Raw genomic sequence first — 25382 nt, forward strand, 5'->3', positions numbered from 1 at the left:
ACTCCGGATCAAGTGGATTACCGCGCGGCCGACTTCGTATCCCCGCCCCGCATCCCCGGCGCGGTCATCGCGCCGGAGCCTTTCCCGCCGGAGCCCTTCCCGCCGGAGCCCTTCCCACTCGATCCGTCGTCGCCCGGTTCCTTCTCGTCCGCCGGCTTTCCCGCCAGCTCGAACCCCGGCCTCAGCTCCAGCATCGACTCCGCCCTCCGCAGCCTGCGCGGCCCCGACAGGACGTACGTCAGCCCGAAGCCGACACCCACGACCAGCGCCCCGCCCGCCGCGTCCAGCACCCAGTGGTTGGCCGTGGCGACGATCGCGGAGACCGTGATCAGCGGGTGCACCAGTCCCAGGAGCTTCATCCACGGCTTGGGCGCGAGCATCACGATCACGACCCCGCACCACAGCGACCAGCCGAAGTGCAGCGACGGCATCGCGGCGTACTGGTTGGTGACGCTCGTCAGCGCGCCGTAGTCCGGGTTCGCGAAGTCCTGCGGGCCGTGCACCGTGTCGATGTAGTCGAGGCCCTGCATGAGCCGTGGCGGCGCCAGTGGGTAGAACCAGAAGCCCACCAGCGCGAGGAGCGTGGCGAAAGCGAGCGAGGCGCGCACCCAGCGGTAGTCGGCGGGCCGGCGCACGTACAGGACGGCGAGGATGGAGAGCGGTACGAGGAAGTGGAAGGACGTGTAGTAGAAGTTGAGGAAGTCCTCCGCCCAACTCACCTTCACCACCGCGTGGTTGGCCCACCGCTCGATGTCGATGCCGAGCGCCTTCTCGATGGAGAGAATCTGTTCCGCGTGCGACTCGGCCGCCTTGCGCCCGCCGTCGGCGGCCGCGCGGATCTGCTGGTAGCCGGAGTAGCCGACGCGGATGGCGAGCAGTTCGAGCAGCAGGTTGGGCCGGCTGACGAGCCGCCGCCAGAACGGCGCGAGCGGGACACGTCTCCACCGCGCCGCGACGGGTCTCGCGTACACGGTCTGGATCGGCCGGTCGAAGTACGGCGACGTACGGGTCAGGAAGGGGAGGAAGCAGGCCGCGGCCAGGGCCGCGATCAGCAGCACGTTGTCCCGTACGGGGTACAGGGCCGCCATGTTCGGCAGCATCATCTTGCCCGGCAGCGTCATGACTATCACCACGACCGCCGGCCACACGGGCCGGTCGCTCGCCCGTCTGCCGACCCGGCCGACGAGGGCGAGCAGCAGCCACAGCAGTTGGTGCTGCCAGGCGGTGGGCGAGACGGCGATGACCACGCAGCCCGTGATCGCGACGGCCAGCAGCAGTTGCCCGTCCAGGGCGTAGCGTGCCGCGCGGCGCAGCCCGAAGAAACAGACGGCCGCGGCCAGCACCACGAACAGCGCGATCTCCAGGGGCCCTTCGAGACCGAAGCGCAGCAGCGCGCCGTGCAGGGACTGGTTGGCGATGCTGTCCGCGTTCTCCCCGAGGCCCGCGCCCGCGAGATGACGCGTGGCATACGTCCACGTATCACTCGGCAGCGCCACCCACGCCAGCACCGTACAGACCGCGAACGTGCCGACGGTGGTGAGCGCCTGGCGTCTGCGGCCGGTCAGCCAGAGCAGCGGGGCGAACAGCAGCACGGCGGGCTGGAGCGCGGCGCCGAGACCGATGAGGATGCCGGGGCCGGGTTCGCCCCGTTCACCGCGTACGACGAAGAAGGCCACCAGCACCAGAAGTACCGGAATTATGCTTGTCTGGCCGAGATGAAAGCTGTTGCGGACGGGCAGGGACAGCATGAGCAGGCTGATCGCGACGGGCGCGGCGAGCAGTCGCGTACGACGCGACACCGTGCCGGGCAGGGCGCGCGCCGCGACCAGGCCGAGGGCGACGACGAGCAGCAGAGTGCCGAGCGTCCAGGCGACACCGAGGGCCTGTTCGGCGGCCCGGCCCAGCGGCTTCAGCACCAGGCCGGCGAAGGGTGTGCCGGTGAACTTCCCGCTCTCGTACAGCGAGCCCGACACGTGCAGTACGCCGTTCTCCCCGGTCCAGGTCCCGAGATCGAGCAGCCGCTCGCCGGGTGGCAGCCGTAGGACGGCCACCGCCTGCCGCACCGCGAGACCGGCCGCGAGGGCCCACAGCACCGCTCGCGCGGTTCCGAATCCGTTGCCTGCCGTCGTACTGCCTCGCACACCCTGCTCCGCATTCGCCACGCCGCGCCGACCCTCCGTTTCCAACCCTCGACCCTGGGTCATGAGCCTCGCATTCCCCCACTGTGGAGACTCAGGCAACCCCCTCTTCGCCTGAGTGTCATCCCTGTTTTGTCCAAATGCCGATGAAAGCACCGATGACGCCGCCGTCGGCCGACCGCAATGCCGGATCCCCCGGGGAGGGGTCCGGAGCTGGGCCATCGGGACGGCGCGCCAGGAACCGGACCCGGGGTGGGGCCGTCTGAGGCGTTGGGGCGCCGCGACGGGCGGACGGCGCGAGGAAGCGGGGGTGCGGGGGATGCGACGGGTAGTGAGGATACGGGGCCGGGGGGTACGGGGCCGGGGGGTACGGGGCCGGGCACCCGGGACTGGCGGGACTGGCGGGATACCGACCGCCCGGCGGGCGTTGCTCGTGGTGTGCGCGCTGCTGCTGACGCAGCTCGGGTCGCTGATCGCACCGGCGTACGCGTGCGGCTGCGGCGCGATGGTGCCGGCCCGGCAGGCCACGATGGGCGTCGACCGGGAGGCGTCGGTGGTCCGTTGGGACGGCGCCACGGAACAGATCGTGATGCGTTTCACGGTGAACGGCGACGCGCCGGAGGCCGCGTGGATCATGCCGGTGCCGAGCCGCGCCGATGTGGAACTGGGCGATCCGGACCTCTTCGGCGAACTCGACGATCTCACGGCGCCGGTGGAGCGTACGCGGTACTACTTCTGGCCCCGCGACGGCGACTGGCCGTTCGCGTCGGACGACGACGGGACGTCGGCCGGCGCGCCGCGCCCGGTCGACAGTGCGCCTGAGGTGGGTGTCGTCGGCCGCGAGCGGCTCGGCGACTTCGACGTGGCACGCCTGACGGCGACGGACCCCGACGCGCTGCGGGACTGGCTCGACACGAACGGCTTCGACCTGCCGGCCGACCTCGCGTCAGGGCTCCAGCCGTACGTGGACCGGGAGTGGGAGTACGTCGCGGTGCGGCTGGCCCCGGAGGAGAGGGGCGCGACCCTGGGCGGGACGCTCGACCCGCTGCGGCTGAGCTTCGAGAGCGACCGGCTGATCTACCCGATGCGCCTCTCCAGCCTGGCGGACCAGCCGCAGTCGCTGGGTCTGTACGTGCTGGCGGACCACCGGATGGAACCGCGCGACGCGATCGGCGGGAACGCGCCGGAGGTGCGTTTCGCGGGCCGGGTCTCGTCGGCGGACGCGCCGGCGCTGGGCGAATTGACGGGCGGCGGGCGGACGTTCCTCACGGCGATCGACCAGTATTTTCCGGTGCCAGAACGCATCGACGCGGACCACGAGTTGCGGGCGACGGCGTCGGACACGACGTACCAGCAGGTGTTCTACGACGACGAACTGCGCATGTTCGCGGGTGTCCCGGCGTGGCTGGCGACGGTTGGCGGTGTGTTCGTGGTGCTGATGCTGCTGGTGGTGGGCGCGGCGGTACTGCGGGTCCGCCGCCGGGCGGTGTGAACCGGGGCGGTCCTGGTCCTTCCTGGCTCGGTTGCGGTTGCGGTTGCGGTTTCGTTGCCGGGGGCGGGATTCGGGGCCTTCGGAGGGGTATGTCCGGACGGCGTGATTTACGGCGCGTGCACCGCTCGTTGGACCCGACGAGACGTTCTTGTTTCACGCACCACAAATCAGCCTGAGCGTCCGAACACACCCCTCCTGCGACCCCGCCCCCCTCACGCCGGTGGGGGATCCGCACAACCCGTACCGGTCCGCGCGGAGGAAGGGAACCCCCTGAACGCCACGACCACGACGAGCGCGGAGACCCCGAGTGTGTTCCCCACAACGGTGGTCAACGCGGCACGCCGGCCCAGCGGCGGCCTCAGACGTGCGCGACGAAGTCGCGCCACCCCTGCACGGAGACGACGAGAACGGGCCCGTGGCTCACCTTGCTGTCGCGGACGGGAACGAAGTGGTGGGTGTGGGTGTAGGAGGGGGCCCACTCAAGGCAGTTGCCGCCTTCGGGGCTGCTGTAGGAGGACTTGACCCAATTCTCGGGTGCGGGGTTGAGGTTCACAACGCCGCGACGAAGGCACGCCAGCCTTCACAAGAGACGGTGAGGACGGGGCCCTCCACGTCCTTGCTGTCGCGGACCGGAACGACCTGGTGAGCCTGCGCGAAGGCAGGCGCCCACTCAACGCAGTTGCCGCCGTCCTGGCTGCTGTAGCTCGACTTGACCCAGTCGCACTGAGGAATGACAGGCGCGGTCACGATGCCTCGGTAAGCTCAAGAATCAGGTCTGCGGACGCGTCCGGTGACAGAGCTGACGCGGTAAGCACATCGTAGGCCCTTGCCAAGTCCCGTACAGAGGACGGCTCGTCAATCACGAGGCCCGACCGGATTCCCTCGGTGTAGACGATCGACGCCCCATCCTGAGTGGTCAGGATCGACATCGCGCCATCCATGAGGCCATGCGTGGCAGCGTCGAGTGGCAGCACTTGGAGGACGTTGGTGCGTCGGGCCCTCTGGGCCAGCAGCGATGTGAGTTGTTCGCGCATCACCTCCTTGTCGCCCACATTTCGCCGGAGCACCGACTCGCACACGACGACGGAAAAGTAGGGTGGGCTGCCCTTCCGGAGGACCTGTTGCCGAGCCATCCGAGATCCGACCATCGCGGCGATCTCCCGTTCGCTGGCCCGAAGATCCCCCTTTCTGAAGAGTGCTCGCGCGTATGCCGCCGTCTGAAGCAGCCCCGGAACGACAGTTGGTGACCACTCGGCGATCGTCACGGCGCGCAGCTCCACCTCCATCCGGCGTCGCGAATGCGCGGGAAAGTCGTCCGCCCGCGACTTCTCGTACAAGGACTTGAACAGCCCGTCCGTCTCGAATACCTGGTCGAACAACGCCGGAAGGTTGCTGGGAATCGGCCCCTCCCCGCGCTCCATACCCCACCCGCAGGCTCAGTCGGCACGACGGTCAGTGAAGCCCCCGTCGTGGGGGCACGTGCCCCCACGACACGGAGACCCCTATTGCCCGGTCCCGGCCTCCGGCCCCCGAGGGGCACTCGCCTGCCAGCCCGTGAACAGCGGTACCTCGCCCGTGGCGTCCAGGACCACCACGCCGAACGGCCGGTCGAAGGCGATCGGCACCACGCGCGGCGGCCGGGCCATCCCCGCCGCCCGCATCATGATCGCCGTCACCGCCGCCGCCTCGACACCCAGTTCGGCGACTTTCACCACCGCCTCCTGCACGACCTTCTCGATCTTGAGGCGTTCAGGCGAGAGCCCGGAGAAGTCGGCGAGGTCGCTCGTCGCGTACGCCACCCCGAGCGCCGGCAGTTGGGGCGTGATCTCCATCGTCGTACGGAGTTCGAGCCGCGGCAGGAAGACGTTGATCCGCTCGGTGTCGATCCGGGCGCGGCGCGACTCGGGCGCCCACGCGGCGGGCAGGACGTCCGCCGCCCTCTCCCCCTCCGCGCCGAGTACGAACCGCACGCGCAACGCGGACTCGCCGCCCTGGCAGCGCAGTTCGACCACATGCGTACCGTCAACCGTCCACCCGGAGCCCGCTCCGAGCTGCTGCCGCATGGTCCGTACGGCGTGGACCGTACCGCCGGCGTCCGTGAAGGGCAGATTCGCGGTGTCCCTCGCCTCGAACGGCGTCTGCCAACGCGCCTTCAGGGCGAGGACGTTGACGAGCGCGAGCAGTGTGTTGTCGTCGACCTCCGCCGGCAGCTTCTCGATCAGCCCGCCGGTCGCCTCCCGTACCCAGGCGTCGATCTCGGCGGGATCCATGTGCCCGAAGCCGATGTCGGGAAGCTCTTCGCGGTACGCGCGGTAGACCGGGACGCGGCTCCAGACCCGGGTGGCGACCCCGAGTTGGTCGGTCCGGGCGAGTGCGCGGGCGCTGTCGGTCACGGCCCCGGCGGCGCCGGACCCCGTACCGACGAGCCCCAGCACCGTCTCCAGCTCACGGGCCGTCTGCCCGCGCGCGCCGGCGGTCACCGCGCCGAGGGCCAGCCACAGCCCGGCGGGCGAACAGACGAAGTCGCCGTCCACGCCCCCGTGTTCACCCTCGCCCCGTACCCGCAACCACCGCTCGGCCAGTGCCCGCATCGGCCCGGCATATGTCGTCAGTCCTGTCGCCTGTCCCATGCGGTGAGCCTACGACGCGGACCCTCTGGCGACTGGAGCCGGACGGGCGGATAGCCCGTCCGGCCCTTGACCTCGTCCTCGGTCCTCAGATCCGGAGCAGCCGCTCCGTGACCTCGCGGTAGCTGCGTAGCGCGAGGCGCAGATCCTCCGTGTCGGCGGCCTTCCTACCGCTTCCGTCGCCGTGCCCGTCCCAGCTGTCGCGCAGGGTGCGGGGCCGTTCGGCGAGGGCCGCGGTGAGGCGCTCGGCCGCCTCCTCCAGTACGCCCGCCGCTTCCTCGACCGAGTGCCTGGGCCCGTCGATGAAGGTGGCCAGCGCGTCCTGGAGGCGCAGGTTCAGCTTGTCGCACTGGTCCTGGGGAATCAGCCGGGGCGTCTGCTCGGGGGTGACCTCCGGCGTCCGGCCGGGCGCGGTCTCCCGGGCCGGTGCGGGCGTCGCGGGCGTCGCCGCCTTGGCCGACGTCGGCACGCTCTTGGGCGTCGTGCCGGGCGCGGGCACCGGATGCACCGGATCCTGGACCGGGCCCGCCAGCGGGTCCTTCTCCGCCTCGGTCGCGGCCCGGGGCGGCGTCGCGGGCGGGGACGGGGGCGTCACGGGCGCCGCCGGGGGCGGCACGGGCGGGGACGTCGGCCGCGCGGGCCGGTGGGTGGTGGCTCCACCGGCCCCGGCGGCGACGCTCTCCGACTCGGACAGCGGCACGACGGGTGTCGCGGGCCTGCTCCCGCGCTCACTCCTGAGCGCCCGCTCCCCCTTGTCGTTCCGCCCCTGCTGCTCGCGCTTCTGCTCGGCGTCATACGGGTCGTACGTCATCACACGCCACTTCCTTTCGGCCTCAGTGTGGGATTCCGGCCGGGGATGCCACGCCGCTCGCGCGGGGTGTCCTCCTTGGAGTCCAGGACCAGCCGCTCGAAGAGCTGACGCGCCTCGACCATCGCCGCGCGCAGTTCCTCTGTACTCGCGTCCTGGCCCTCCTCCGAGGCCGCGTGGTGCACCCTGCGGTAGCCGTCCACCTGGTGCGCGTGGTGCACGGAGAGTGCGTCGAGGTGGTCCGAGCGCTGTCCGACGTCCGGGAAGCCCCGGTCGGAAGCCAGCCGGGAGATCAGCTTCTCGGCCTCGATGACGGCCTGCCGCGGCGAGTCGACGAACCGCTCCTGGAGGCCGGCCCAGTGGGCGACGTACTGGTCGCGGGCTTCGGTGGGAAGGGGGCTCGGACGAAAGTCGCCGTGGCGCTTGACCCGCTCGGTCAGCTCGTTCTCGGCGGCCTTGACGTCACCGTGGTGCCGATTGAGGGTGCGTTCGTATTCGGGGCCGAACCGCCGCTTCAGTCCGACGCGTCCACCACCCCTCCCGGTCGCGTACAGGACGGCGCCGACAGCGACGGCGATCACCACGATCAGAGCGACGACGATCAGGACAGTGGACATGGTTGCCTTCCTGGATTCGACTCGTGTCCGGCGAACGGGAGCTTCAGGAAGTCGGGTTGCCCGGAATCGGCCCGCCAAACAGCACGGCGCGGAGCACCACCCCCCAGTCGGGCGGGGCGTCCCCGAGACAACGACACGGACGACGACAAGGACGGGCGGCTCAGACCGAGTGATCGCCGCGCGGCTCCGGGCTCTTGGGCCGTTCGGACTTCGATCCGCACAACTCGTCGCTCAACTCCCGTACCAGTTGCACCAGATCGGTCGGCCGGTCCGGCCCCCACCAGTCGCCCAGCATCCTGGCCAGCGACTCCTCCCGGGACTTCGCCAGCACCTCCGCCACCTGGGCGCCGTGCTCGGTGAGGACCAGCCCCAGGCCGTCGCGGCGGGCCAGTCCGCGCTCCTCGATCTGCCGGGACGCGTCGTTGATGACCGTCAGCGGTACGGGCGTGGCGTCGGCGAGGCGCGCGGGCTCGACCACCCCGTGCCGCCGGATGCGCAGCACCATCCAACTGGCCGCCGGGAGCAGATCGTAACCCGCCCGTTCGGTGATCTCCTCGTAGATCCGCCGGCGCCCGTCGCGGCTGCCGAGCACCGACAGCGCGCGAGCGACCTCCTCGTGCGAGGAGCGTTCCACCGGGTTGCTGGCCAGGGTCTCGGTTGCCTCGGGGGCGGTCACCGAGCCGCGCAGCTTGTCCTCCTTGAGGAACCAGGACACGACGAAGGCCACGAGGACGACGGGCACAGCGAAGAGGAAGACGTCGGTGATGGACGTCGAGTACGAGTCGAGCACCCCGGAGCGGATCGTGGGCGGCAGAGTACCCACGGAGCGCGGGTCGGCGGCGAGTTCCCCCGGGCTGACGCCGGGCGGGAGCGGCTGTCCGGCGAGGGCGTCGGCGAGCTTGTTCCTCAGCAGGTTGGTGAAGATCGTGCCGAAGATGGCGACACCGAACGACGCGCCGATGGAGCGGAAGAAGGTCGCGCCGGAGGTGGCGACGCCCAGGTCCTCGTAACCGACGGAGTTCTGCACGACCAGCACCAGCACCTGCATCACGAGGCCGAGACCCGCGCCGAAGACGAAGAAGTACGCGCTCATCTCCCAGGTGCCGCTGTTCACTTCGAGCTGGTGGAGCAGGAGCAGTCCGACCGCGGTGACGCCCGTGCCGGCGATCGGGAAGACCCTCCAGCGGCCGGTACGGCTGACGATCTGCCCGGACACGGTGGAGGTGATCAGCAGCCCGAACACCATCGGCAGCATGTGCACACCGGAGAGGGTGGGGGACACGCCCTGCACGACCTGGAGGAACGTCGGCAGATAGGTCATGGCGCCGAACATGGCGAAGCCGACGACGAAGCTGATGACGGAGACGAGCGAGAAGGTCCTGATGCCGAAGAGCCGCAGGGGCAGTACGGGCTCCGCGGCCCGCCGCTCGACCCGGATGAAGAAGACGAGCAGGATCGCGGCGAGGACGGCGAGGCCGATGATCTGGCCCGAGCCCCAGGACCAGGTGGTGCCGCCGAGCGACGCGACGAGGACCAGGCAGGTGGCGACGGAGGCGATGAGGAAGGTGCCGAGGTAGTCGATGGTGTGCTTGGTGGAGCGCACCGGGATGTGCAGGACGGTGGCGATGACGGCCAGCGCGACGACGCCGATCGGCAGGTTGATGTAGAAGACCCATCGCCAGCTCAGATGCTGGGTGAACACCCCGCCGAGCAGCGGCCCGAGGACACTCGTCGCGCCGAAGACGCCGCCGAACAGGCCCTGGTACTTGCCTCGCTCACGCGGCGAGACGATGTCGCCGACGATCGCCATGGACAGCACGATGAGCCCGCCGCCGCCGAGGCCCTGGAGGGCGCGGAAGATGATGAGCTGGAGCAGGTTCTGGGAGACGCCGCAGAGCGCGGAGCCGATGAGGAAGATGACGATCGCCGTCTGGAAGAGCTTCTTGCGGCCGTACTGGTCACCGAGCTTCCCCCACAGGGGGGTGGCGGCGGTCGACGCGAGCAGGTATGCGGTGACGACCCAGGAGAGATGGTCGAGGCCGCCGAGGTCGCTGGCGATGGTGGGCAGCGCGGTGGAGACGATGGTCTGGTCGAGCGCGGCGAGCAGCAGGCCGAGCAGCAGGGCGCCGATGGAGACGAAAATGGTCCGCCTGCTCTGGCCCTCTCCGGGTTGGGGAGTCGTCGGCTGCGTGCTCGCTTCCTGAGCCATCGGCATCTCCTCGGGTCCGGGCCTGCCACCATCCTGATTGTTCCGCTCACTTATGGCCTGTTATGTCCTACCAAAGGCGGTGCGCGGGCGGCTCGGTCGCCGGTCCTTCGCCGATCGCCCGGCCGTCGCCCGGCGGTCGCCGCGCGGTCGTTCACCGACCGTTCGGCGGCCTGGAGGTGGACTTGCCACCCGACGGCACGGGGGCGGGCTGCATAATCGCTGACAGCCCAAGGGAGGGGACCCACATTGACCGGAAAGCACTGTCCCGAATGCGGTACGCCGCGGGACGCGTACGGCCGACCGGGCGCAGGCTGCGACTGCTCCGAGCGGGCGGCGATAGCCGCGGCCGAGGACTTCGACCCGCTGCGGATAAGGCCGTACGTACCGCTGCGGGACCCGGACGCGGCCGTACCGTCCATCCCGCCGCCACCGCCGCCGCACGCCGGCGACCTCTCGGAGGGCACCGACCCGGCCGAGACGATGCGACTGGTGCTGCCGGGCCTGCGCACGACCGGGCCGCCGCGTCCGGCGGATGCTCCGGAGCGGAAAGGCGGGCGCAGGACGTTCGCGATGGTGGCACTGACGGCGGCGGCCGTGGCGGTGATCGGTACGGCGTCCTTCGCCGGGGGGCTCTTCACGGGGGACGACGGGGGTGACGAGGCGACATCCGACCTGAATTCGGGGCTGACGACGGCGAGTGCGCGGCCGGATCCGTCGGAGTCGGCGTCCGCGTCCGCGTCGGCCTCCGCCTCCGCTTCGAAGTCGGCGTCCGGGTCCGCTTCGGCTTCGGCTTCGGCGAGCGCGTCGGAGTCCGCCGCGGGAGGGCCGCCCTCACCGAGCGAGAAGCCCGCCGCGCCGAGCCGGGCCCCGGCGAATCCGCCGCGGCCGGACGGCACGACGACGCGGGGTTCGGACGCCGGGGCGGGTCTGCGGCGCGGGGACAGCGGGGCGGAGGTCGAGGAGCTTCAGCGCAGGCTGTCGGAGGTCTGGCTCTACAACGACGGGTACGACGGCCAGTTCGGCGAACGGGTGGAGTCGGCGGTCCGCATCTACCAGTCGTACAAGAGCATCGAGGGCGATCCGAGCGGGGTGTACGGCGAGAACACGCGGCGCGCGCTGGAGGCGGAGACGAGTGGGCGGGGCCGGGAACAGGGTGACGGTGGCGGTGGTCGGCCGGGCCGGGGGGACGGCTGGGGCCGGGACTGACGGACCGGCCGAGTGGGGCCGGGGTGGCGTGATCCCTCCCCCACTTTGTATAGTCGTTGAACAAAGCGGTTCCCGTCCGTATCCCTGACCGGCGGGCGGGAACCGCTCTTGCCTGTGCTCACCCTCTGCTCCCCCTGCCTGGAGTCCGCCGATGCCGGCCAACGTCCCGACCACGACGACATCCGTCCTGACCGCCCGCGCACTGCTGCTCGACATGGACGGGACCCTCGTCAACTCCGACGCCGTCGTGGAACGCTGCTGGCGCGGCTGGGCGATCGAGCACGGCCTGGACCCGGAGGAGGCCCTGAAGGTCGTCCACGGCCGCCAGGGCTATCTGACGATGGCGGTACTGCTGCCGGACCGGCCGATGGAGCAGAACTACGCGGACAACCGTGTGCTGCTGGCGCAGGAGACGGCGGACCTGGACGGGGTGGTCCCGGTCGCGGGCGCGCCCGCGTTCATGGCGGCGATCGCCTCGCTGCCGCACGCGTTGGTGACGTCGGCGGACGAAGCGCTCGCCACGGCACGCATGACAGCGTCGGGCCTCCCGATGCCCGCGCTCCGGATCACGGCGGAACACGTGTCCGCGAGCAAGCCCGACCCGGAGGGCTTCCTGAAGGCCGCGGCGGAACTGGGCGTGTCCCCGGCGGACTGTCTGGCACTGGAGGACTCCGAGGCGGGCATCACGGCGGCGCGGGCGGCGGGGATGCGGGTGCTGGGGGTGGGCCCGAGGGCGGCGTCGCTGTCACCGACGGCGCATACGCGGGACTTGACGGACGTGAGGGTGACGGGGCTGCGGGACGGCACGATCGAAGTCCGGGTGGGCGTGTAGCTTTCCCCCACCCCACCCCACCCGCCCCTTCCCGAAACCGGGGGATCTCCCCCGGCCCCCGGGCCGGGGGCGGGCACCCGACCCTCTGCCCACCGGACCGCGCCACGCCCGGCAGGGCGACGCGCCCACGCTCAGGCCGCCCGGGGCAGCCACGGCCCCGCACAGGCCCGGGGCGGGCCCGGGGCGGGTCCGGGGCGGGTCCGATCCCCCGCACACCCAACACCCCCCGGCGCCCGGACCGAACAGCGGCAGCCCCGGCGTCCGGACACGGGCCCGCGCCCGTCTCCCCCCTGTCGCGGCGAGCCGGGGGCCGCCCGGGGGTACCGGTACACCCAACGGCGCCCGGCCGAGCGTGCCCGGCGTCGGACACACGCGGCAGTGGGGGTCAGGGGTCACCCACGCTCGGGCACGCGCCTCCTGACGCCCCAGAACCTCCTGACGCCCCAGAAGCCGAGCACCGAGCACACCGGCGCACCGGTCGTGGGCTCACGCCCGTTCTCCCCCACCTGGCGGGCTGGAGCCCCCGCCCCCGGGCGCCCACGGGCGCAAGCCCGTCCCCCCGCTACCTACGGCAGTGCCATACCCGCCGTCGACGTAGAGGCCCCCTCGCGATGCCGCGCCCGGCGGCGCGGACCGCCGCCGCCGGGGGCCCCGGGCACCCCGGGCCCCGGGGCCCAGCACCCACACCCCCCGCCCGCGACATTTCCCCCCGTACGTCAGATACCGCCCGCCCACGCGGAGTTGGCGCCCCCGTGCGCCCGCCAACAGCCACCCCAAGACCCTTGATGTGACGTGCTCATGTCGTCACCCTGTTACCTGGTGCCCATCTCGCAGCAATCCGGCGCCGACACCATGGCGCTCGGGTCCGACCCCCCATTGATTCCGAGCGGTCAATTTCCCCCCCACGACAAGGGAGTTCGCATGTCAGGTATCTACGCGCGTCAAGGCGGCCGTCCCGTCGGCCGAATAGCCGTCATCGCCGCCTCCGCCGCACTGGTCTCGGCCACCGCGCTGCTCGTCGCGCCCACGCCCGCCCAGGCGTCCCCGCCCACCCCCATCGCCGCCTCCACCGCCCGCACTTACCTCGGTCAGCTGACCGTCCGTGCCGAGGGCTCCACCAGCGGCTACAGCCGTGACCTGTTCCCGCACTGGATCACCCAGTCCGGCGCCTGCGACACCCGCGAGACGGTCCTCAAGCGCGACGGTACGAACGTCGTGACGAACTCCAGCTGCTCGGCCACCAGCGGGCGTTGGTACTCCGAGTACGACGGCGCCACCTGGACCCTCGCCAGTGACGTGGACATCGACCACATGGTGCCGCTCGCCGAGGCGTGGACCTCAGGCGCCAGCGGCTGGTCGACCTCGCAGCGTCAGAGCTTCGCCAACGACCTCGGCAACCCGCAGCTGATCGCGGTCACGGACAACGTCAACCAGTCCAAGAGCGACCGCGACCCCGCCGAGTGGATGCCGCCGCGCACCGCGTACCACTGCATGTACGCCCGTATGTGGGTGGACGTGAAGCACGCCTACAACCTGTCCGTCGACTCGGCCGAGAAGAGCAAGCTGCAGAGCGTCCTCAACGGCTGCTGAAGAACGCCCTGAGGCCGCATGACGGCTGCCGGGGAACCACTCGCAGCCACCGGTGACCGGTCGCGCGACCGCTCCGCGCGACCGGTCGTGCTGCCTGTCACAGGCCGGAACCTGGTCCGCCCCCTCCGACGTTCCGTACCGTACGGGGCGACGGAGGAGGCACCATGACCGGGCTGCGCCTGGGACCACTGCTGCGCTATGTCGACGGAGAGTCGGCCGGCACAGCCACGATCTGGGTCGAGACGGACCGGCCGTGCACGGCGGAGGTCCGCTGCGACGGCGGCGCGTACGGCTCGTCGCGTACGTTCCTGATCGCCGGGCACCACTACGCCCTGATCGCCGTGACCGGACTGACCCCCGGCACCGAGGCCGCTTACGAGGTGCTGCTGGACGACGTAAGGGTCTGGCCGCCCGAGAACTCCGCGTTCCCCCCGAGCGTGATCCGTGTCCCGGCCGCCGATGGGCCCGCCGCGTCCGAACTCCGCGTCTCCTTCGGCTCCTGCCGCTGGGCCTCCGCCCCCGTCGGCGAACCCGACCCCGTCGGACCCGACGCCCTTCACACCCTCGCCGCGAGCCTGACGGCCGACCCCGGAGCCGTACGCCCGGACGTGCTGCTCCTGCTCGGCGATCAGGTGTACGCCGACGAGACGTCGAAGGCCACCCGTCGCTGGCTCGCGGAACGCCGCGATCTCGCCGAGCCGCCCGGCGCGGAGGTCGCCGACTACGAGGAGTACACCCACCTCTACGACGAGTCGTGGAGCGACCCCCAGGTCCGCTGGCTGCTCTCCACCGTCCCGAGCTGCATGATCTTCGACGACCACGACGTCATAGACGACTGGAACACCAGCGCGTCGTGGGTGACCGAGATGCGTACCGAGCCGTGGTGGCGGGAGCGCATCCTGAGCGGGCTGATGTCGTACTGGGTCTACCAGCACCTCGGCAATCTCTCCCCCGCCGAACTGGCCGACGACAAGCTGTACGCGGAGGTACGCGCCGAGCCGGACGGCACCGACCGGCTTCGGGAGTTCGCCTCCAGGGCCGACGCCGATCCGGCCTGTGTGCGGTGGAGTTACCGCCGCGACTTCGGCCGGACGAGGCTGCTGATGGTCGACTCCCGGGCGGCCCGTGTCCTGGAGGAGGGGCACCGGGAGATGCTCGACACGGACGAGGCGCGGTGGCTGCGCGACCAGGCACTGACCGATCCGGGCGCCCGCGACCATCTCCTCATCGGCACCTCCCTGCCCTGGCTCCTGCCGCCGCTGGTCCACGACGCGGAGAGCTGGAACGCCGCGCTGGCCGGGGGAGAACGCGGCAAGCGGTGGGCGCGCTTCGGCGAGAAGCTGCGCCGAATGGCGGACCTGGAGCACTGGGCGGCGTTCCCGACGTCGTTCGAGAAGCTGGCGCGGCTGATCGCCGAGGTGGGCAGCGGCGCCGACGCCCCGGCGACGGTCTGCATACTCTCCGGCGATGTGCACCACGCGTACGTCGCCGAACCGGCCTGGCGCGAGGGGCAGTCGCAGCCGCGGTCGCGGGTCGTCCAGCTCACCTGCTCCCCCGTGCACAACTCCATCCCGCTCTCGATCCGCCTCGGTTTCCGGTTCGGCTGGAGCGGGACGGGCCGGCGCCTGGGTCGTGCGTTCGCCCGGCACGGCCGGGTGGCCGCCCCGTCCGTCACATGGGGGAAGACCGGCGGTCCCTGGTTCGGTAATCAACTGATGACGCTGACGTTGCGGGGACGCGCGGCGCGTCTGAGCCTGGACCAGGCGCAGGCGCGGGAGAGCGAGCAGGACGGGCGGAACGCGACCGCGCGCCTGGTGACCGTCGACGAACGGGAGCTGACCTCCGGGTGACACCGGGGGCGACTTCGGAGGCGCATTTACGCCCCACTTCGAAGGCTTCTCACCGCATTCTTCCCGGTCCGCCCGGTTCCGCCGTACCGACCATTGGTCTGCTCATGCCATACCTAATGGGACCTCCGTCGCAGTCACGACAAGGACCCACAAAGAAGCAGGTCAGACGGTACGACTGGAATTCGCCACGGAGAACGGACGCCGGGCCGAGAAGTGCCCGTCGGCGGGATGTTGAACTTGCAAGCATTCCTTAGGGCTGCCTAACGTGAAGGTTCTCGTCGGTTACGTCCCGAACCGAAGGAGCTTCACCCCCCATGTCCACACGCCTCAATCACGCGCAGCCGTACGCCCTCGGACTCTTCCGAATGGTGATCGGACTGCTCTTCGCCTGCCACGGCGCCGCGACACTCTTCGGCGTCCTCGGCAAGGACACCGTCAACGCCGGCACCTGGCCCGGCTGGTACGCCGCCGTCATCCAGCTCGTCGGAGGCAGCCTGGTCCTCCTCGGCCTGGGAACCAGGGTCGCCGCGTTCGTGGCCTCCGGTTCCATGGCGTACGCGTACTTCAACGTCCACCAGCCCGACGGGCTGTTCCCCATGGAGAACGGCGGCGAGGCCTCGGCGATCTTCTGCTGGGCCTTCCTGCTGATCGTCTTCGTCGGCCCCGGCGCGCTCTCGCTGGACCGGCTCATCGGCACGCGCGGCACACGCGAGCCGGAGCGCCGGGACCAGCCTGCGGCGGTGCCGGCCTGACAGACGGCCGCTCGGCCCGACAGCCGGAGCGCACGACGGCCGGCAGCGACACAGGCGCCCGGATCCCGTTTCAACGGGGTCCGGGCGCCCTCGCGTCCGGCAGACTCAGCCGGACACACACATTCGGCCATTTCCCGATCTCGGCCAACCCACAAACAGGAGGTGGACAACCCCCGCCCCGTGGGAAGGTGGTCCACCACACAGGCGTACGCTGTATGGCTGACAGCCACTCCCTTCTCGCCCAGGCGCAAGGGAATCGGTGGTCAGGGGGTTCAGGGGGATTACGAGGCCGGGAGATTTCGGCCTCGTTACGGAAACGGGGAATGTAAAAGTGCTGGAGAGTCTGGGCGCGCTGACCGGCAGCCCATGGATCTACGCCGTTGTGGCGCTCTCCGTGCTTCTGGACGTGTTCCTGCCCGTCCTGCCCAGCGGCGTGCTGGTGATCACGACGGCCACGGCGGCGGCGGGCTCGTCGGCCGTCGCCGACGCGGCCGGCAAGGTGTCGCACGTGGCGCATGTGCCGCAGGAAGTGCCTTCGCTGCTCGTACTGATGGTGTGCGCGGCCGTCGCCTCCGTGATCGGTGACTTCGTCATGTACCGCCTCGCCTGGCGCGGCGGCGACCGGCTGGCCCGCGCGATCGCGCGCTCACGCCGGCTGACCACCGCACAGGAACGTCTCGGCGCGTCCCTCACCGGCGGTGGAATCCTCGTCGTGATCGCGCGCTTCGTGCCGGCGGGCCGCTCGGTCGTCTCGCTGAGCGCGGGCGCCGCGCACCGCAAGATGAAGGAGTTCCTGCCCTGGTCGGCGCTGGCGGCCGTGGCGTGGACGGGTTACAGCGTGGGCCTCGGCTACTTCGGCGGCCAGTGGCTGGGCTCCAGTTGGTTCGGCATCGCGGTGTCCGTGCTGGCACTGTTCGCGGCGGGGACGGTGGCCGCGTACATCGTGCGGCGCCCGGCAGACCGCCGGGACGGCGGGCGGGCGCAGGTCCCGGCGTCAGCCGTCTGAAGACGGCGGCGGGTCAGGCACCAGACCCCGCTCCCTGATCCAGCCTGATCCAAACGACAGGCCCTAGCTGCGGGCCGCCGCCCCGCGTACCTCGATGCCGTCGAGCAGCCGCATCGTCGAGGCGGTGATCTCGTCGACGGCCCGGTCGAACACCTCACGGTTGTGGGCCGCGGGCGCGCGGAAGCCGGAGACCTTGCGTACGTACTGGAGGGCGGCGGCCCTGATCTCCTCCTCGGTGGCCTCTTCGGGGATGACGGGCGGACGGAGAGTCTTGATACTGCGGCACATACCTCCAGTGTGACCGATCACCGCCCGTGGTGGGTTCAGAATCAGAACTGATAACTTCGGCCGCATGACGACTGTCGACTTCACCACGATGACCGGCCTCGAACTGCTGCGCTGGGCGGCGAAGCAGCCCACCGACCTCCCCTCCATCGGGCGGCTCCTCGGCATGACCTTCGACGAGCTCGACGAGGGCTGCGTCGTCCTGTCGCTCAGCACCAACCCCGACTTCGCCAACCCGCTGGGCACGGTCCACGGCGGCATCGCGGCGACGCTGCTCGACTCGGCCCTGGGCTGCGCCGTGCATACGACGCTTCCGGCGGGCGTCGGCTTCACGACGCTGGAGCTGAAGGTGAACTACATCCGTACGGTCGCCGTGGACGCGGGACGGCTCACGGCGGTCGGCTCGACGATCCATGTGGGCCGACGTACGGCGACGGCGGAGGGCAGGGTCACGGACGAGCGCGGCAAGCTGATCGCCCACGCGACGACGACTTGCATGATCCTTCGACCCGAAGTGAGCCCCGCGGCCTAGGAGTTGAGCTCGGCCCTGAGCGTCGGCCGTACGTCCCGGGGGTCGATCGTCTCGCCGCAGTCCGGGCAGGCGAGTTCGGGCGTCATCGTCCGCCCGCACGTCTCGTGGTGGAGCCGTACGGGCGGACCCTCGTCACCCGTCATCCACCGGTCGCCCCAGGCGAGCAGCGAGACGATCACGGGGTAGAGGCCGACGCCCTTCTCGGTGAGCCGGTACTCGTACCGCTCGGGCCGCTCCTGGTACCGCACCCGCCGCAGCACCCCGTGCTCGACGAGCGTGGCGAGCCGCTCGGTCAACAGGGGCCGCGAGACGCCCGTGTTGGCCCGGAAGTCCTCGAACCGCCGTACGCCGAGGAACGCGTCGCGCAGCACGAGCAGCGTCCAGCGGTCCCCCACCACCGACAGGGCGCGCGCGACCGAACAGTCGACCTCACCGATCTCGTTCCACCGCATGCGCCCGAGTGTAGGAGCCCGCGCCGGGTCGTACGGCGACGGACCAGCCCGGGTTGTACGTGTCGGGCACCCGCCGGCGCGGCCACTCCCGTGCCCAGTGCGGCGGGTCCGCGCGCCGCAGGATCACCGCCGTGGCGGGAGCCGGATCGCCCATGGCGGCCGACGCGCAGCCCGCGGTGTACGCGACGGGGATCGCCAGGCTGTTCCCCTTGATCAGGCACGGTGGCCGTACACCGCCCTCGCGCAGGACGGCACCGATCCGCTGCCAGTCGGCGCGCGCCCGTTCCTGGACGCTTACGTGCGTGCGCACGTGCGTGATCTGTACGACGGCGTGCCCCAGCACTACGAGGGCGAGCGCGACCGCGACCGGACGTGAGCGGCGCGCCCGGCCGGCGAGGGCCAGCAGACCGACGGCCGCGGGCAGCACCAGGAGGGCGTAGCCGGGCAGGAGGAAACGGGGCGCCGCGTACGGGACGAGGAAGAGGTACGGCAGCGAGGCGCACGCCCCGACGGCGACCGCGAGCCGGAGCGGCGCGGTCGCGCCGCCGGCGCGGCGTGTGGTCCACAGCCCGAGGACGACCAGCAGCGGAAGCAGCAGCCACCACGCGGCGGCGCCGGGGGCCATGGTGTCGCCGGTGCACGGCCGGCAGAGCAACGGGCCGTCCAGGGCGGTGAGATGGGCCTTCAGCGAGAGGACGGGGCGCATACCGCCCTGGGTGTCACTGGCCTCGGCGAGCCGCCGCGTCACCCCGCCGAACCGCAGCCACGCCTCCACGACCCACGGCAGCGCCCCCGCCGCGACACCGGCCGCCACGGCCACGAGCCGCCCCCTGCCCCGCCACGCGGGCACCAGCAGCGCGGCGGCGAACAGCGGAAGGGCCACGGCGGCACCGTCGTTGGGCCGCATCAGCGTGACGACGGCCAGCCCGCCGACGATCCCGGCGTACGCGCCACGGCCGGGGTCCCGCCGCAGAAAACATCCGGTGGCGGCGAGGGCGCCCATCGCGGTGTAGTGGTTGGGCATGGCGGAGTTGGCGTAGAAGAGCGCGAACCACAGACTCCCGTACATCCCCGCACCCACGGCCGCCCCCAGGGGCCGCCGCAGCACCTCCACCCACGGCCGAAACCCGAGATGGAGCGCGCCGCCCGCGAGCGCGGTCATCCAGAACCGCAGAAGGACAACCGAATCGGTCCACGAGGCGACGGGCGCGAGCAGCAGGGGCACTCCGCGCGTACGGGGCGCGCTGAACGGGACGCCGGGCCCGTACGGACCGAACCTGCTGGCGTAGACGATCTCGTCCCACCCCAGAGGCAACCCGAACGGCACGAGCAACCCGACAAGAACGACAAACCCCAAACACACAACTGCGACGCCCCCAGGCCCCCGGCCCCGGCCCACGCCCCCACCACCGGGGACGGCATAACCAACAACCGGCCTGACGTCTGTCCGCACGCGTGGCACTCCCAGCGGGATCAACTCCGCACAACACGGCACTTCGCCCCAACTCGACCTATTCCCGCATCATCCTCCCACCCGCCGGGTGGTGACGGCTCGTCGGCGCGGACAGGTCCACCACCTCGCACCTGGCCAGGCCCAGCACACCGGACATGCGATCGAAGGGTCCCCCGCACCCCCAGCCGGCTGCCGCCCACGGCGAGACGCGATCAACCCACGCAAGAAACGCCGAAGGCCCCCGACCATGACAGGTCGGGGGCCTTCGTGGTGGTGGGCGCGGACGGTTTCGAACCGCCGACATCTGCTTTGTAAGAGCAGCGCTCTACCCCTGAGCTACGCACCCTGGATGAGGCAATAGCGTACATGGCGCGGGGCCCCCGCTCCCAACGCCTTCGCAGGCCGGGCGGCGGGGGCGGGGGGATACCCCCACCAACGAGACGGTGGCCGACCGGATCGTTCGGAGGCGGTGGGATTCGTACCGTGGGGGCACATCCGTAGGAACGTCTTGGGGGACCGATCACCGTGGACACAGCTCGTACGCCCGATACCCGTACTGCCCGCCGTCGTCGCACGCTCGGTGTCGCCGGGGGCGCCGTGCTCGCCGTGGTTGTCGTCAGTGGGTGCGGGAGCGCCGATGCCGATGAGGCGCCTGTTGAGAAGCGGTCGTTCGCCTACAGCGGGAAGACACTGACCATCGCGGCGGACAACTCCTCCATCGATCTGGTGCCGGCCGATGTGAAGGACATCGAGGTGACCCGGCAGGCCGACGGCTGGGTGTTTCTCGGATCGGGGCCCGACTCCGTATGGAAGCTGGAGGACGGGACCCTCACGCTGAAGCTGAAGTGCCGGGCGGTGGTGAACAACTGCGAGTCCCGGCACGAGGTGAGCGTGCCGCGCGGCATGGCCGTGAAGGTGCGGAACGACAACGGCAGGGTCCGCGCCGACGGCTTCGAGACCGAGCTGAACCTCCGTTCCGACAACGGTTCGGTCGAGGTACGGAACTCCAGCGGCAAGCTGGATCTGTCCAGCGACAACGGCAAGGTGACGACCGAGGGCGTCTCGTCCAAGTCGGTGCACGCCCGGTCGGACAACGGGGCGGTGCGGCTGGAGCTCGCCTCCGTGCCGGACACGGTGGACACCGTCAGTGACAACGGGTCCGTCACCATCGACCTGCCGAAGTCCGACACCGCCTACGCCGTGACGGCCAAGAGCGACAACGGGCGTGTCGACGTGGACGTGCCCACGGACGACGACAGCGCCCACCGGGTGAAGGCCCACAGCGACAACGGCAAAGTCACAGTCCGAAGCGCGAACTGACCGACCCGTGTGTTCGTCCCTTCCTGGTGGGAGAATGAACCTGGGCAGGGCGTAATCGGCACGGGAGAGGGATGTGACGGCGACGACACAGGCGCAGCCGCACGCACGAGCGAGGGCGGGTGGCGTCCGTGATGTCCTCACCCTGATGCTGCTGCCGGTGCCGTTGCTCGTCGCGGCCCTGCCGGGAGCCTTCGCCGGCGGGGGGACGCGGCGCTGGTTCGGCGGGCGGGGCGAGAATCAGCGGGCCGGCGCGCAGGCCGCGAAGGACGCCGCCGCCGCCGCTTTCTACGAGCTGGACACCGCCCAGCGTGACCTGCGCATCTCCATAGAGACGATCACCGCCGTGGACACCTCGCCGGGCGCCCGGCGGGTCGCGGACGAGTTCGCGGCGCTGGGACGGCGGATCGACGAGGCCAGCAGCGGCTACATCAACGCCGTCGACGCCCACGACCTGGACCGGGACGATCTGGAGCCGTCCGTCGCCTCGACGGCCCGTACGGAACTGACCAAGGCGAAGGACGAGCTCGTACGGGTCAAGGGCGAGCTGGACCGCTTCGAGCGCGGGCTCGGCCCGCTGCTCGACAAGGCGGAGACGCAGCTCGCACAGCTGGCGCCCGCCGTGGAGCGGGCGCGGCAGACGCTGCTCGCCGCGAGCAACGCCCTCGACGCGGTGCGCGGTTCCGGGCTGCGGGCCGACGACCTGGCGGCGCGGCTCGCCACGCTCGGCCCGGAGCTGACCAAGCTCAACCAGGGCGCGGGTCAGCACGGCGTGGCCGAGACCATCCAGCGCGCCGACCGGGTGCTGCGGGACGCCGAGGCCGTACGGGCCGAGGCCGAGCGGCTGCCCGAGCGCGCGGCGGAGATCGACCGGCGGCTGGTGTCGCTGCGTACGCGCGCACAGGCCCTGACGACGCGCGCGGGCACGGTGGAGCCCGTCCTGAGCGAGCTGAGGCGCCGTTTCAGCGCGGCCTGCTGGCAGGACCTCCAGTCCGTGCCCGGTCAGGCGGGGACCTCCGTGCACCAGGCGGAGGAGAAGCTGAAGGAGGCCGCCAAGGCACGCGAGGAGCAGCGGTGGCCGGACGCGACGGCCCTGCTCAGCACGGTCCGGGCGCTGCTGAACTCCACGGACGAGGCCGTGTCGGCCGCCGGTGACCGTCTTCGGCGGCTCAATGCCGTGTCGAAGGACCCGCAGCAGGAGATCGACCGGACGCGGTTCGCCGTACGGGACGCGCAGCGGCTCGCGATGGCGGGCCGCAACACGCCCGATCCCCGGCACGCGCGCCCCTTGGACGACGCCGTGGCACGGCTGGACCGGGCCGTGGCCGGGCTGGAGGGCCGGCATCCCGACTGGTGGCACTTCCTGATGGAGACGGAAGCCGTACGCAACACGGCGGTCCGCGTCGTCGGGGAGATCCGGGACGAGCGGGGCGCGGGCGCCTGACCGGGTCCCGCCCGGCCGCCACCGCCCGGCCGCCACGGCCCCGCCACCACGACCTAGCCGCCACGGCCCAGCCGCCCGATTTGTCCCCTCGTCCCGCCGGGCCGATCCTTGAAATACGCAGGACACCGGCACGCATGGCTGAAGGGGGCCGCACATGTCCGGTCAAGGGACCCTTTCCCGCCGCCCGCCCACCAGGCAACAGAAGCGGCGGGTCAGGCTCGATGAACATCTGCCCGTCGACCACCGTCTGAGCACGGTGTACCGGATCGGCGCGGGACTGATCGGTCTGGTGCTGCTCGTGTTCGGCATCCTCGGGCTGGTCGACCAGATCGGTGTCTTCAGCACCGGCAGTCACACCACCGCCGGTCTGAACACCAACGGAGCGCTGAGCGTCCTGTCCATCGGCGTCGGCGTCCTGCTCTTCGTCGGCATGCTGATCGGCAAGAACTTCGCCTCGACGCTGAACATGATCCTCGGCGTGCTGTTCATCCTCAGCGGCTTCGTGAATCTCGCGCTGATCGACAGCGGATTCAACCCCCTCAACTTCCGCATTCAGAACGTGCTGTTCAGCTTTGTGGTGGGCGTGCTGCTCATGTTCTTCGGCATGTTCGGGAGAGTCAGCGGCAGCCTGCCGCACGACAATCCCTACTGGCGGGCCCGCCATCCGACCCAGGTGGAACACGAGCGGCGCACCCGCGACGCCGCCAAAAAGCGCGCGGCCCTCGCCCACCGTGCCGTGACCTCCCACCGGCACGGCGAGCACCGGACATCCGGATAACCTGGCCCCATGCCTCGCTACGAGTACCGCTGCCGCCCCTGCGACACCACGTTCGAACTCAGCCGTCCCATGGCGGAGTCCTCGGCGTCGGCCACCTGCCCCGCCGGCCACCAGGACACGGTGAAGCTGCTCTCCACCGTCGCCGTCGGCGGCTCGGCGAAGGGCTCACCGGCCGCCGCGCCGGGCCCCTCGACCGGAGGCGGAGGCGGCTGCTGCGGTGGCGGCTGCTGCTCGTAGGAGCACGACAGGCCCTAGTGACCCGAGTCGGAGATTCTTCGGTAGTTCTCGCCAGCGAGCTGGTGGGGCTCGGCTGCCACTGACCTGGGTCGCAGTCCACTGGACCCGACTCGACGAGACGCCTCGAACTACCAGGGAATCTTTGATTCAGGTCACTAGCTGTTGAGGTAGCGCAGCACGGCCAGTACGCGGCGGCTGTAGCCGCCCGTCCCCCTGATCTCCAGCTTGTCGAAGATCGCGTTGCAGTGCTTCTCGACCGCGCTCACCGAGATGTGCAGCCGCCGCGCGACCGCCGTGTTCGTATGCCCCTGCGCCATCTCACCGAGCACTTCCCGCTCGCGCTCGGTGAGACGGGAGAGCGGATCCGTACGGTTGGAGCGGGCCAGCAACTGCCGTACGACCTCCGGGTCGAAGGCCGCCCGCCCCGCTGCCACCCGCTCCAACGCGTCCAGGAACTCGTCCACTTGGACCACCCGGTCCTTCAGGAGATAGCCGACCCCCTCCGAGTCGGCCGTCACCAACTCCCGCGCGTACCGCTTCTCCACGTACTGCGAGAGGACCAGCACCCCCACCGCCGGCCAGCGTTTACGGATCTCCAGCGCGGCCCGCAGCCCCTCGTCGGTGTGTGAGGGCGGCATCCGCACGTCTGCGACCACCACATCGGGCTGGTTCCGGGAGACGGCGGCCGGCAGCGCCTCCCCGTCGGCGACCGCGGCCACCACCTCGTGCCCCTCCTCGGCGAGCAGCCGCACCAGGCCCTCCCTCAGCAGGGTCGAATCCTCGGCCAGGACTACTCGCATGGAAACTCCGCGGTGATGGTGGTGGGGCCGCCGGCCGGACTGTCTATCCGCAGGGTCCCGTCGAGGGCCTCGACACGGCGGGCCAGCCCGAACAGACCGCTGCCCGACATGTCGGCCCCGCCTTTGCCGTCGTCCGCGACCTCTATTCGCAGGGTGCGGGTGTCTTCGACGACTCGTACGCCGATGCCCGTCGCTCCGGAGTGCTTGACCGCGTTGGTGACGCTTTCGGAGACGACGAAGTACGCGACGGTGGCCGCCGCCTTCGGCGGTTCGGCGCTGAGCCGGCAACTCAGCCGTACCGGCAGCGGGGACCGTTCGGCGACCGTCTCCAGCGCTGCTCGCAGACCCGCCTCGTCCAGCACCGTCGGGTAGACGCGCCAGGCGCTGAGCGAGCTGCGCGAGGTCGCCTGGCCGCTCTGTTCGTGCGCCTGGCGCAGCAGTTCGTCCACGTGCTCCGGGATACTGCTGCGCCGGGCGCGGCCCAGCAGTATCCCGAGGGCCACGAGCCCCTGCTGCACTCCGTCGTGCAGGTCCCGCTCGATACGGCGGCGCTCCTCGTGCACCACGTCCACGACTCCCGCCCGGCTGACCGCGAGCTGTTCGATACGCCGCTCCAGCGCCTCCCGCGGGCTCGGCCCGAGGTAGTGCCGGGCCAACTGGCCTTCGAAGTGCGCGATTGCGACGGCCCCCTGGAGACAGAGGAAGATCAGGAACAGGCCGCCGAAGGAGGAGAGCACGAGCGAGCCCACGTGGTCGATGTCGATGATCGCCCAGCCGTAGAGGAAGAAGGTGCCGTAGCCGACGCCGAGTCCGACCGTGAGCCGTGCCCTACGACGCACCGCTGTGTTCACGTTTCGCAACGCTAACGGCCGTACATGTACGCGCGCACTGCGGGAAACCTCATAAGTCCATACGGTCCGCCGCCCGGCGAGGCCGCCTCGATCAGCGGTGCCTGAG

The 25382-nt window shown here is 71.0% G+C and carries 25 protein-coding genes and 1 tRNA gene; 12 read left to right on the forward strand and 14 right to left on the reverse strand.

Going from position 1 to position 25382, the window contains the following annotated elements; all coding sequences use genetic code 11:
• Nucleotides 1–17: 17 nt before the first annotated feature.
• Complete coding sequence (locus tag ACIBBB_RS08875) at nucleotides 18–2093, reverse strand: bifunctional glycosyltransferase 87/phosphatase PAP2 family protein (RefSeq protein WP_398980759.1); 2076 nt, start codon at nucleotides 2091–2093, stop codon at nucleotides 18–20.
• Nucleotides 2094–2571: 478 nt separating this feature from the next.
• On the opposite strand from ACIBBB_RS08875, the gene ACIBBB_RS08880 reads away from it, so the two are divergent.
• Nucleotides 2572–3630, forward strand: a complete 1059-nt coding sequence (locus ACIBBB_RS08880) for a DUF2330 domain-containing protein (protein WP_398980296.1) — start codon at nucleotides 2572–2574, stop codon at nucleotides 3628–3630.
• Nucleotides 3631–3988: 358 nt separating this feature from the next.
• On the opposite strand, the gene ACIBBB_RS08885 is transcribed toward ACIBBB_RS08880, so the two are convergent.
• From ACIBBB_RS08885 to ACIBBB_RS08915, 7 genes are all read right to left on the reverse strand, one after another.
• Nucleotides 3989–4183, reverse strand: coding sequence for a DUF397 domain-containing protein (locus tag ACIBBB_RS08885; protein WP_398980298.1), 195 nt, complete (start codon nucleotides 4181–4183; stop codon nucleotides 3989–3991).
• Nucleotides 4180–4377: a DUF397 domain-containing protein gene (locus tag ACIBBB_RS08890; RefSeq protein WP_398980300.1), complete on the reverse strand. Its 198-nt coding sequence runs from the start codon at nucleotides 4375–4377 to the stop codon at nucleotides 4180–4182. The genes ACIBBB_RS08885 and ACIBBB_RS08890 overlap by 4 nt, the downstream gene beginning before the upstream one ends.
• The gene (locus ACIBBB_RS08895; RefSeq protein ID WP_398980302.1) at nucleotides 4374–5051 is read right to left on the reverse strand and encodes a DUF5753 domain-containing protein; all 678 of its coding nucleotides are present in this window, start codon (nucleotides 5049–5051) and stop codon (nucleotides 4374–4376) included. The genes ACIBBB_RS08890 and ACIBBB_RS08895 overlap by 4 nt, the downstream gene beginning before the upstream one ends.
• A gap of 81 nt (nucleotides 5052–5132) precedes the next feature.
• Nucleotides 5133–6260, reverse strand: a complete 1128-nt coding sequence (locus ACIBBB_RS08900) for a serpin family protein (RefSeq protein ID WP_398980304.1) — start codon at nucleotides 6258–6260, stop codon at nucleotides 5133–5135.
• Nucleotides 6261–6345: 85 nt separating this feature from the next.
• A complete protein-coding gene (locus ACIBBB_RS08905) occupies nucleotides 6346–7068 on the reverse strand; it encodes a hypothetical protein (RefSeq protein ID WP_398980306.1) in 723 nt (240 codons plus the stop codon).
• Nucleotides 7068–7682 (reverse strand): hypothetical protein, encoded by a 615-nt coding sequence (locus tag ACIBBB_RS08910; protein ID WP_398980308.1) that lies wholly within the window; start codon nucleotides 7680–7682, stop codon nucleotides 7068–7070. The genes ACIBBB_RS08905 and ACIBBB_RS08910 overlap by 1 nt, the downstream gene beginning before the upstream one ends.
• A 160-nt stretch (nucleotides 7683–7842) precedes the next feature.
• Complete coding sequence (locus ACIBBB_RS08915; RefSeq protein WP_398980310.1) at nucleotides 7843–9891, reverse strand: DHA2 family efflux MFS transporter permease subunit; 2049 nt, start codon at nucleotides 9889–9891, stop codon at nucleotides 7843–7845.
• A gap of 246 nt (nucleotides 9892–10137) precedes the next feature.
• Here ACIBBB_RS08915 and ACIBBB_RS08920 point away from each other — a divergent pair, with 246 nt between their 5' ends.
• From ACIBBB_RS08920 to ACIBBB_RS08945, 6 genes are all read left to right on the forward strand, one after another.
• Nucleotides 10138–11097: a peptidoglycan-binding protein gene (locus tag ACIBBB_RS08920; RefSeq protein ID WP_398980312.1), complete on the forward strand. Its 960-nt coding sequence runs from the start codon at nucleotides 10138–10140 to the stop codon at nucleotides 11095–11097.
• A 151-nt stretch (nucleotides 11098–11248) separates the two neighbouring features.
• On the forward strand, nucleotides 11249–11929 hold the full coding sequence (locus tag ACIBBB_RS08925) for an HAD-IA family hydrolase (protein WP_398980314.1): 681 nt from the start codon (nucleotides 11249–11251) through the stop codon (nucleotides 11927–11929).
• A gap of 921 nt (nucleotides 11930–12850) precedes the next feature.
• Entirely contained in the window at nucleotides 12851–13519 is a 669-nt protein-coding gene (locus ACIBBB_RS08930; protein WP_398980315.1) for an HNH endonuclease family protein, read from the forward strand.
• Nucleotides 13520–13683: 164 nt separating this feature from the next.
• The gene (locus tag ACIBBB_RS08935) at nucleotides 13684–15369 is read left to right on the forward strand and encodes an alkaline phosphatase D family protein (RefSeq protein ID WP_398980317.1); all 1686 of its coding nucleotides are present in this window, start codon (nucleotides 13684–13686) and stop codon (nucleotides 15367–15369) included.
• 314 nt (nucleotides 15370–15683) lie between these two features.
• Nucleotides 15684–16121 (forward strand): DoxX family protein, encoded by a 438-nt coding sequence (locus tag ACIBBB_RS08940; protein WP_398980318.1) that lies wholly within the window; start codon nucleotides 15684–15686, stop codon nucleotides 16119–16121.
• A 331-nt stretch (nucleotides 16122–16452) separates the two neighbouring features.
• Nucleotides 16453–17127: a DedA family protein gene (locus ACIBBB_RS08945; protein ID WP_398980320.1), complete on the forward strand. Its 675-nt coding sequence runs from the start codon at nucleotides 16453–16455 to the stop codon at nucleotides 17125–17127.
• 63 nt (nucleotides 17128–17190) lie between these two features.
• Here the strand turns inward: ACIBBB_RS08945 and ACIBBB_RS08950 are convergent, their stop codons facing one another.
• Complete coding sequence (locus tag ACIBBB_RS08950; protein WP_398980322.1) at nucleotides 17191–17415, reverse strand: DUF2277 domain-containing protein; 225 nt, start codon at nucleotides 17413–17415, stop codon at nucleotides 17191–17193.
• A gap of 64 nt (nucleotides 17416–17479) precedes the next feature.
• Here ACIBBB_RS08950 and ACIBBB_RS08955 point away from each other — a divergent pair, with 64 nt between their 5' ends.
• Complete coding sequence (locus tag ACIBBB_RS08955; protein WP_398980323.1) at nucleotides 17480–17944, forward strand: PaaI family thioesterase; 465 nt, start codon at nucleotides 17480–17482, stop codon at nucleotides 17942–17944.
• On the opposite strand, the gene ACIBBB_RS08960 is transcribed toward ACIBBB_RS08955, so the two are convergent.
• The 3 genes from ACIBBB_RS08960 to ACIBBB_RS08970 form a co-directional block, all read right to left on the reverse strand.
• Entirely contained in the window at nucleotides 17941–18396 is a 456-nt protein-coding gene (locus ACIBBB_RS08960) for a winged helix-turn-helix transcriptional regulator (RefSeq protein ID WP_398980325.1), read from the reverse strand. The genes ACIBBB_RS08955 and ACIBBB_RS08960 overlap by 4 nt on opposite strands.
• Nucleotides 18374–19759 carry a hypothetical protein gene (locus tag ACIBBB_RS08965; RefSeq protein WP_398980327.1) on the reverse strand — a complete coding sequence of 462 codons (1386 nt, stop codon included), beginning with the start codon at nucleotides 19757–19759 and terminating at the stop codon, nucleotides 18374–18376. The genes ACIBBB_RS08960 and ACIBBB_RS08965 overlap by 23 nt, the downstream gene beginning before the upstream one ends.
• Nucleotides 19760–20120: 361 nt before the next feature.
• Nucleotides 20121–20195, reverse strand: a tRNA-Val gene (locus tag ACIBBB_RS08970).
• 179 nt (nucleotides 20196–20374) lie between these two features.
• Here ACIBBB_RS08970 and ACIBBB_RS08975 point away from each other — a divergent pair.
• From ACIBBB_RS08975 to ACIBBB_RS08990, 4 genes are all read left to right on the forward strand, one after another.
• Entirely contained in the window at nucleotides 20375–21169 is a 795-nt protein-coding gene (locus ACIBBB_RS08975; protein ID WP_398980329.1) for a DUF4097 family beta strand repeat-containing protein, read from the forward strand.
• 145 nt (nucleotides 21170–21314) lie between these two features.
• On the forward strand, nucleotides 21315–22610 hold the full coding sequence (locus ACIBBB_RS08980) for a hypothetical protein (protein WP_398980760.1): 1296 nt from the start codon (nucleotides 21315–21317) through the stop codon (nucleotides 22608–22610).
• A gap of 154 nt (nucleotides 22611–22764) precedes the next feature.
• A complete protein-coding gene (locus ACIBBB_RS08985; protein WP_398980331.1) occupies nucleotides 22765–23388 on the forward strand; it encodes a DUF4383 domain-containing protein in 624 nt (207 codons plus the stop codon).
• A 9-nt stretch (nucleotides 23389–23397) separates the two neighbouring features.
• Nucleotides 23398–23625: a zinc ribbon domain-containing protein gene (locus ACIBBB_RS08990; RefSeq protein WP_398980333.1), complete on the forward strand. Its 228-nt coding sequence runs from the start codon at nucleotides 23398–23400 to the stop codon at nucleotides 23623–23625.
• A gap of 155 nt (nucleotides 23626–23780) precedes the next feature.
• Here the strand turns inward: ACIBBB_RS08990 and ACIBBB_RS08995 are convergent, their stop codons facing one another.
• Together ACIBBB_RS08995 and ACIBBB_RS09000 are read right to left on the reverse strand one after the other, a co-directional pair.
• A complete protein-coding gene (locus ACIBBB_RS08995) occupies nucleotides 23781–24425 on the reverse strand; it encodes a response regulator (protein WP_398980335.1) in 645 nt (214 codons plus the stop codon).
• The gene (locus ACIBBB_RS09000; protein ID WP_398980337.1) at nucleotides 24416–25276 is read right to left on the reverse strand and encodes a sensor histidine kinase; all 861 of its coding nucleotides are present in this window, start codon (nucleotides 25274–25276) and stop codon (nucleotides 24416–24418) included. Before ACIBBB_RS09000 ends, ACIBBB_RS08995 begins: the two co-directional genes overlap by 10 nt.
• Nucleotides 25277–25382: the final 106 nt, after the last annotated feature.

The organism is Streptomyces sp. NPDC051217 (assembly GCF_044455465.1).
Lineage (GTDB): Bacteria > Actinomycetota > Actinomycetes > Streptomycetales > Streptomycetaceae > Streptomyces.

Excerpts from the sequence above, each read along its gene's own strand:
- ACIBBB_RS08895 (WP_398980302.1), bottom strand. The coding sequence starts at position 5,051 with ATGGAGCGCGGGGAGGGGCCGATTCCCAGCAACCTTCCGGCGTTGTTC.
- ACIBBB_RS08900 (WP_398980304.1), bottom strand. The coding sequence starts at position 6,260 with ATGGGACAGGCGACAGGACTGACGACATATGCCGGGCCGATGCGGGCA.
- ACIBBB_RS08905 (WP_398980306.1), bottom strand. The coding sequence starts at position 7,068 with ATGACGTACGACCCGTATGACGCCGAGCAGAAGCGCGAGCAGCAGGGG.
- ACIBBB_RS08910 (WP_398980308.1), bottom strand. The coding sequence starts at position 7,682 with ATGTCCACTGTCCTGATCGTCGTCGCTCTGATCGTGGTGATCGCCGTC.
- ACIBBB_RS08915 (WP_398980310.1), bottom strand. The coding sequence starts at position 9,891 with ATGGCTCAGGAAGCGAGCACGCAGCCGACGACTCCCCAACCCGGAGAG.
- ACIBBB_RS08925 (WP_398980314.1), top strand. The coding sequence starts at position 11,249 with ATGCCGGCCAACGTCCCGACCACGACGACATCCGTCCTGACCGCCCGC.
- ACIBBB_RS08930 (WP_398980315.1), top strand. The coding sequence starts at position 12,851 with ATGTCAGGTATCTACGCGCGTCAAGGCGGCCGTCCCGTCGGCCGAATA.
- ACIBBB_RS08935 (WP_398980317.1), top strand. The coding sequence starts at position 13,684 with ATGACCGGGCTGCGCCTGGGACCACTGCTGCGCTATGTCGACGGAGAG.
- ACIBBB_RS08940 (WP_398980318.1), top strand. The coding sequence starts at position 15,684 with ATGTCCACACGCCTCAATCACGCGCAGCCGTACGCCCTCGGACTCTTC.
- ACIBBB_RS08950 (WP_398980322.1), bottom strand. The coding sequence starts at position 17,415 with ATGTGCCGCAGTATCAAGACTCTCCGTCCGCCCGTCATCCCCGAAGAG.
- ACIBBB_RS08955 (WP_398980323.1), top strand. The coding sequence starts at position 17,480 with ATGACGACTGTCGACTTCACCACGATGACCGGCCTCGAACTGCTGCGC.
- ACIBBB_RS08960 (WP_398980325.1), bottom strand. The coding sequence starts at position 18,396 with ATGCGGTGGAACGAGATCGGTGAGGTCGACTGTTCGGTCGCGCGCGCC.
- ACIBBB_RS08980 (WP_398980760.1), top strand. The coding sequence starts at position 21,315 with ATGCTGCTGCCGGTGCCGTTGCTCGTCGCGGCCCTGCCGGGAGCCTTC.
- ACIBBB_RS08985 (WP_398980331.1), top strand. The coding sequence starts at position 22,765 with ATGTCCGGTCAAGGGACCCTTTCCCGCCGCCCGCCCACCAGGCAACAG.
- ACIBBB_RS08990 (WP_398980333.1), top strand. The coding sequence starts at position 23,398 with ATGCCTCGCTACGAGTACCGCTGCCGCCCCTGCGACACCACGTTCGAA.
- ACIBBB_RS08995 (WP_398980335.1), bottom strand. The coding sequence starts at position 24,425 with ATGCGAGTAGTCCTGGCCGAGGATTCGACCCTGCTGAGGGAGGGCCTG.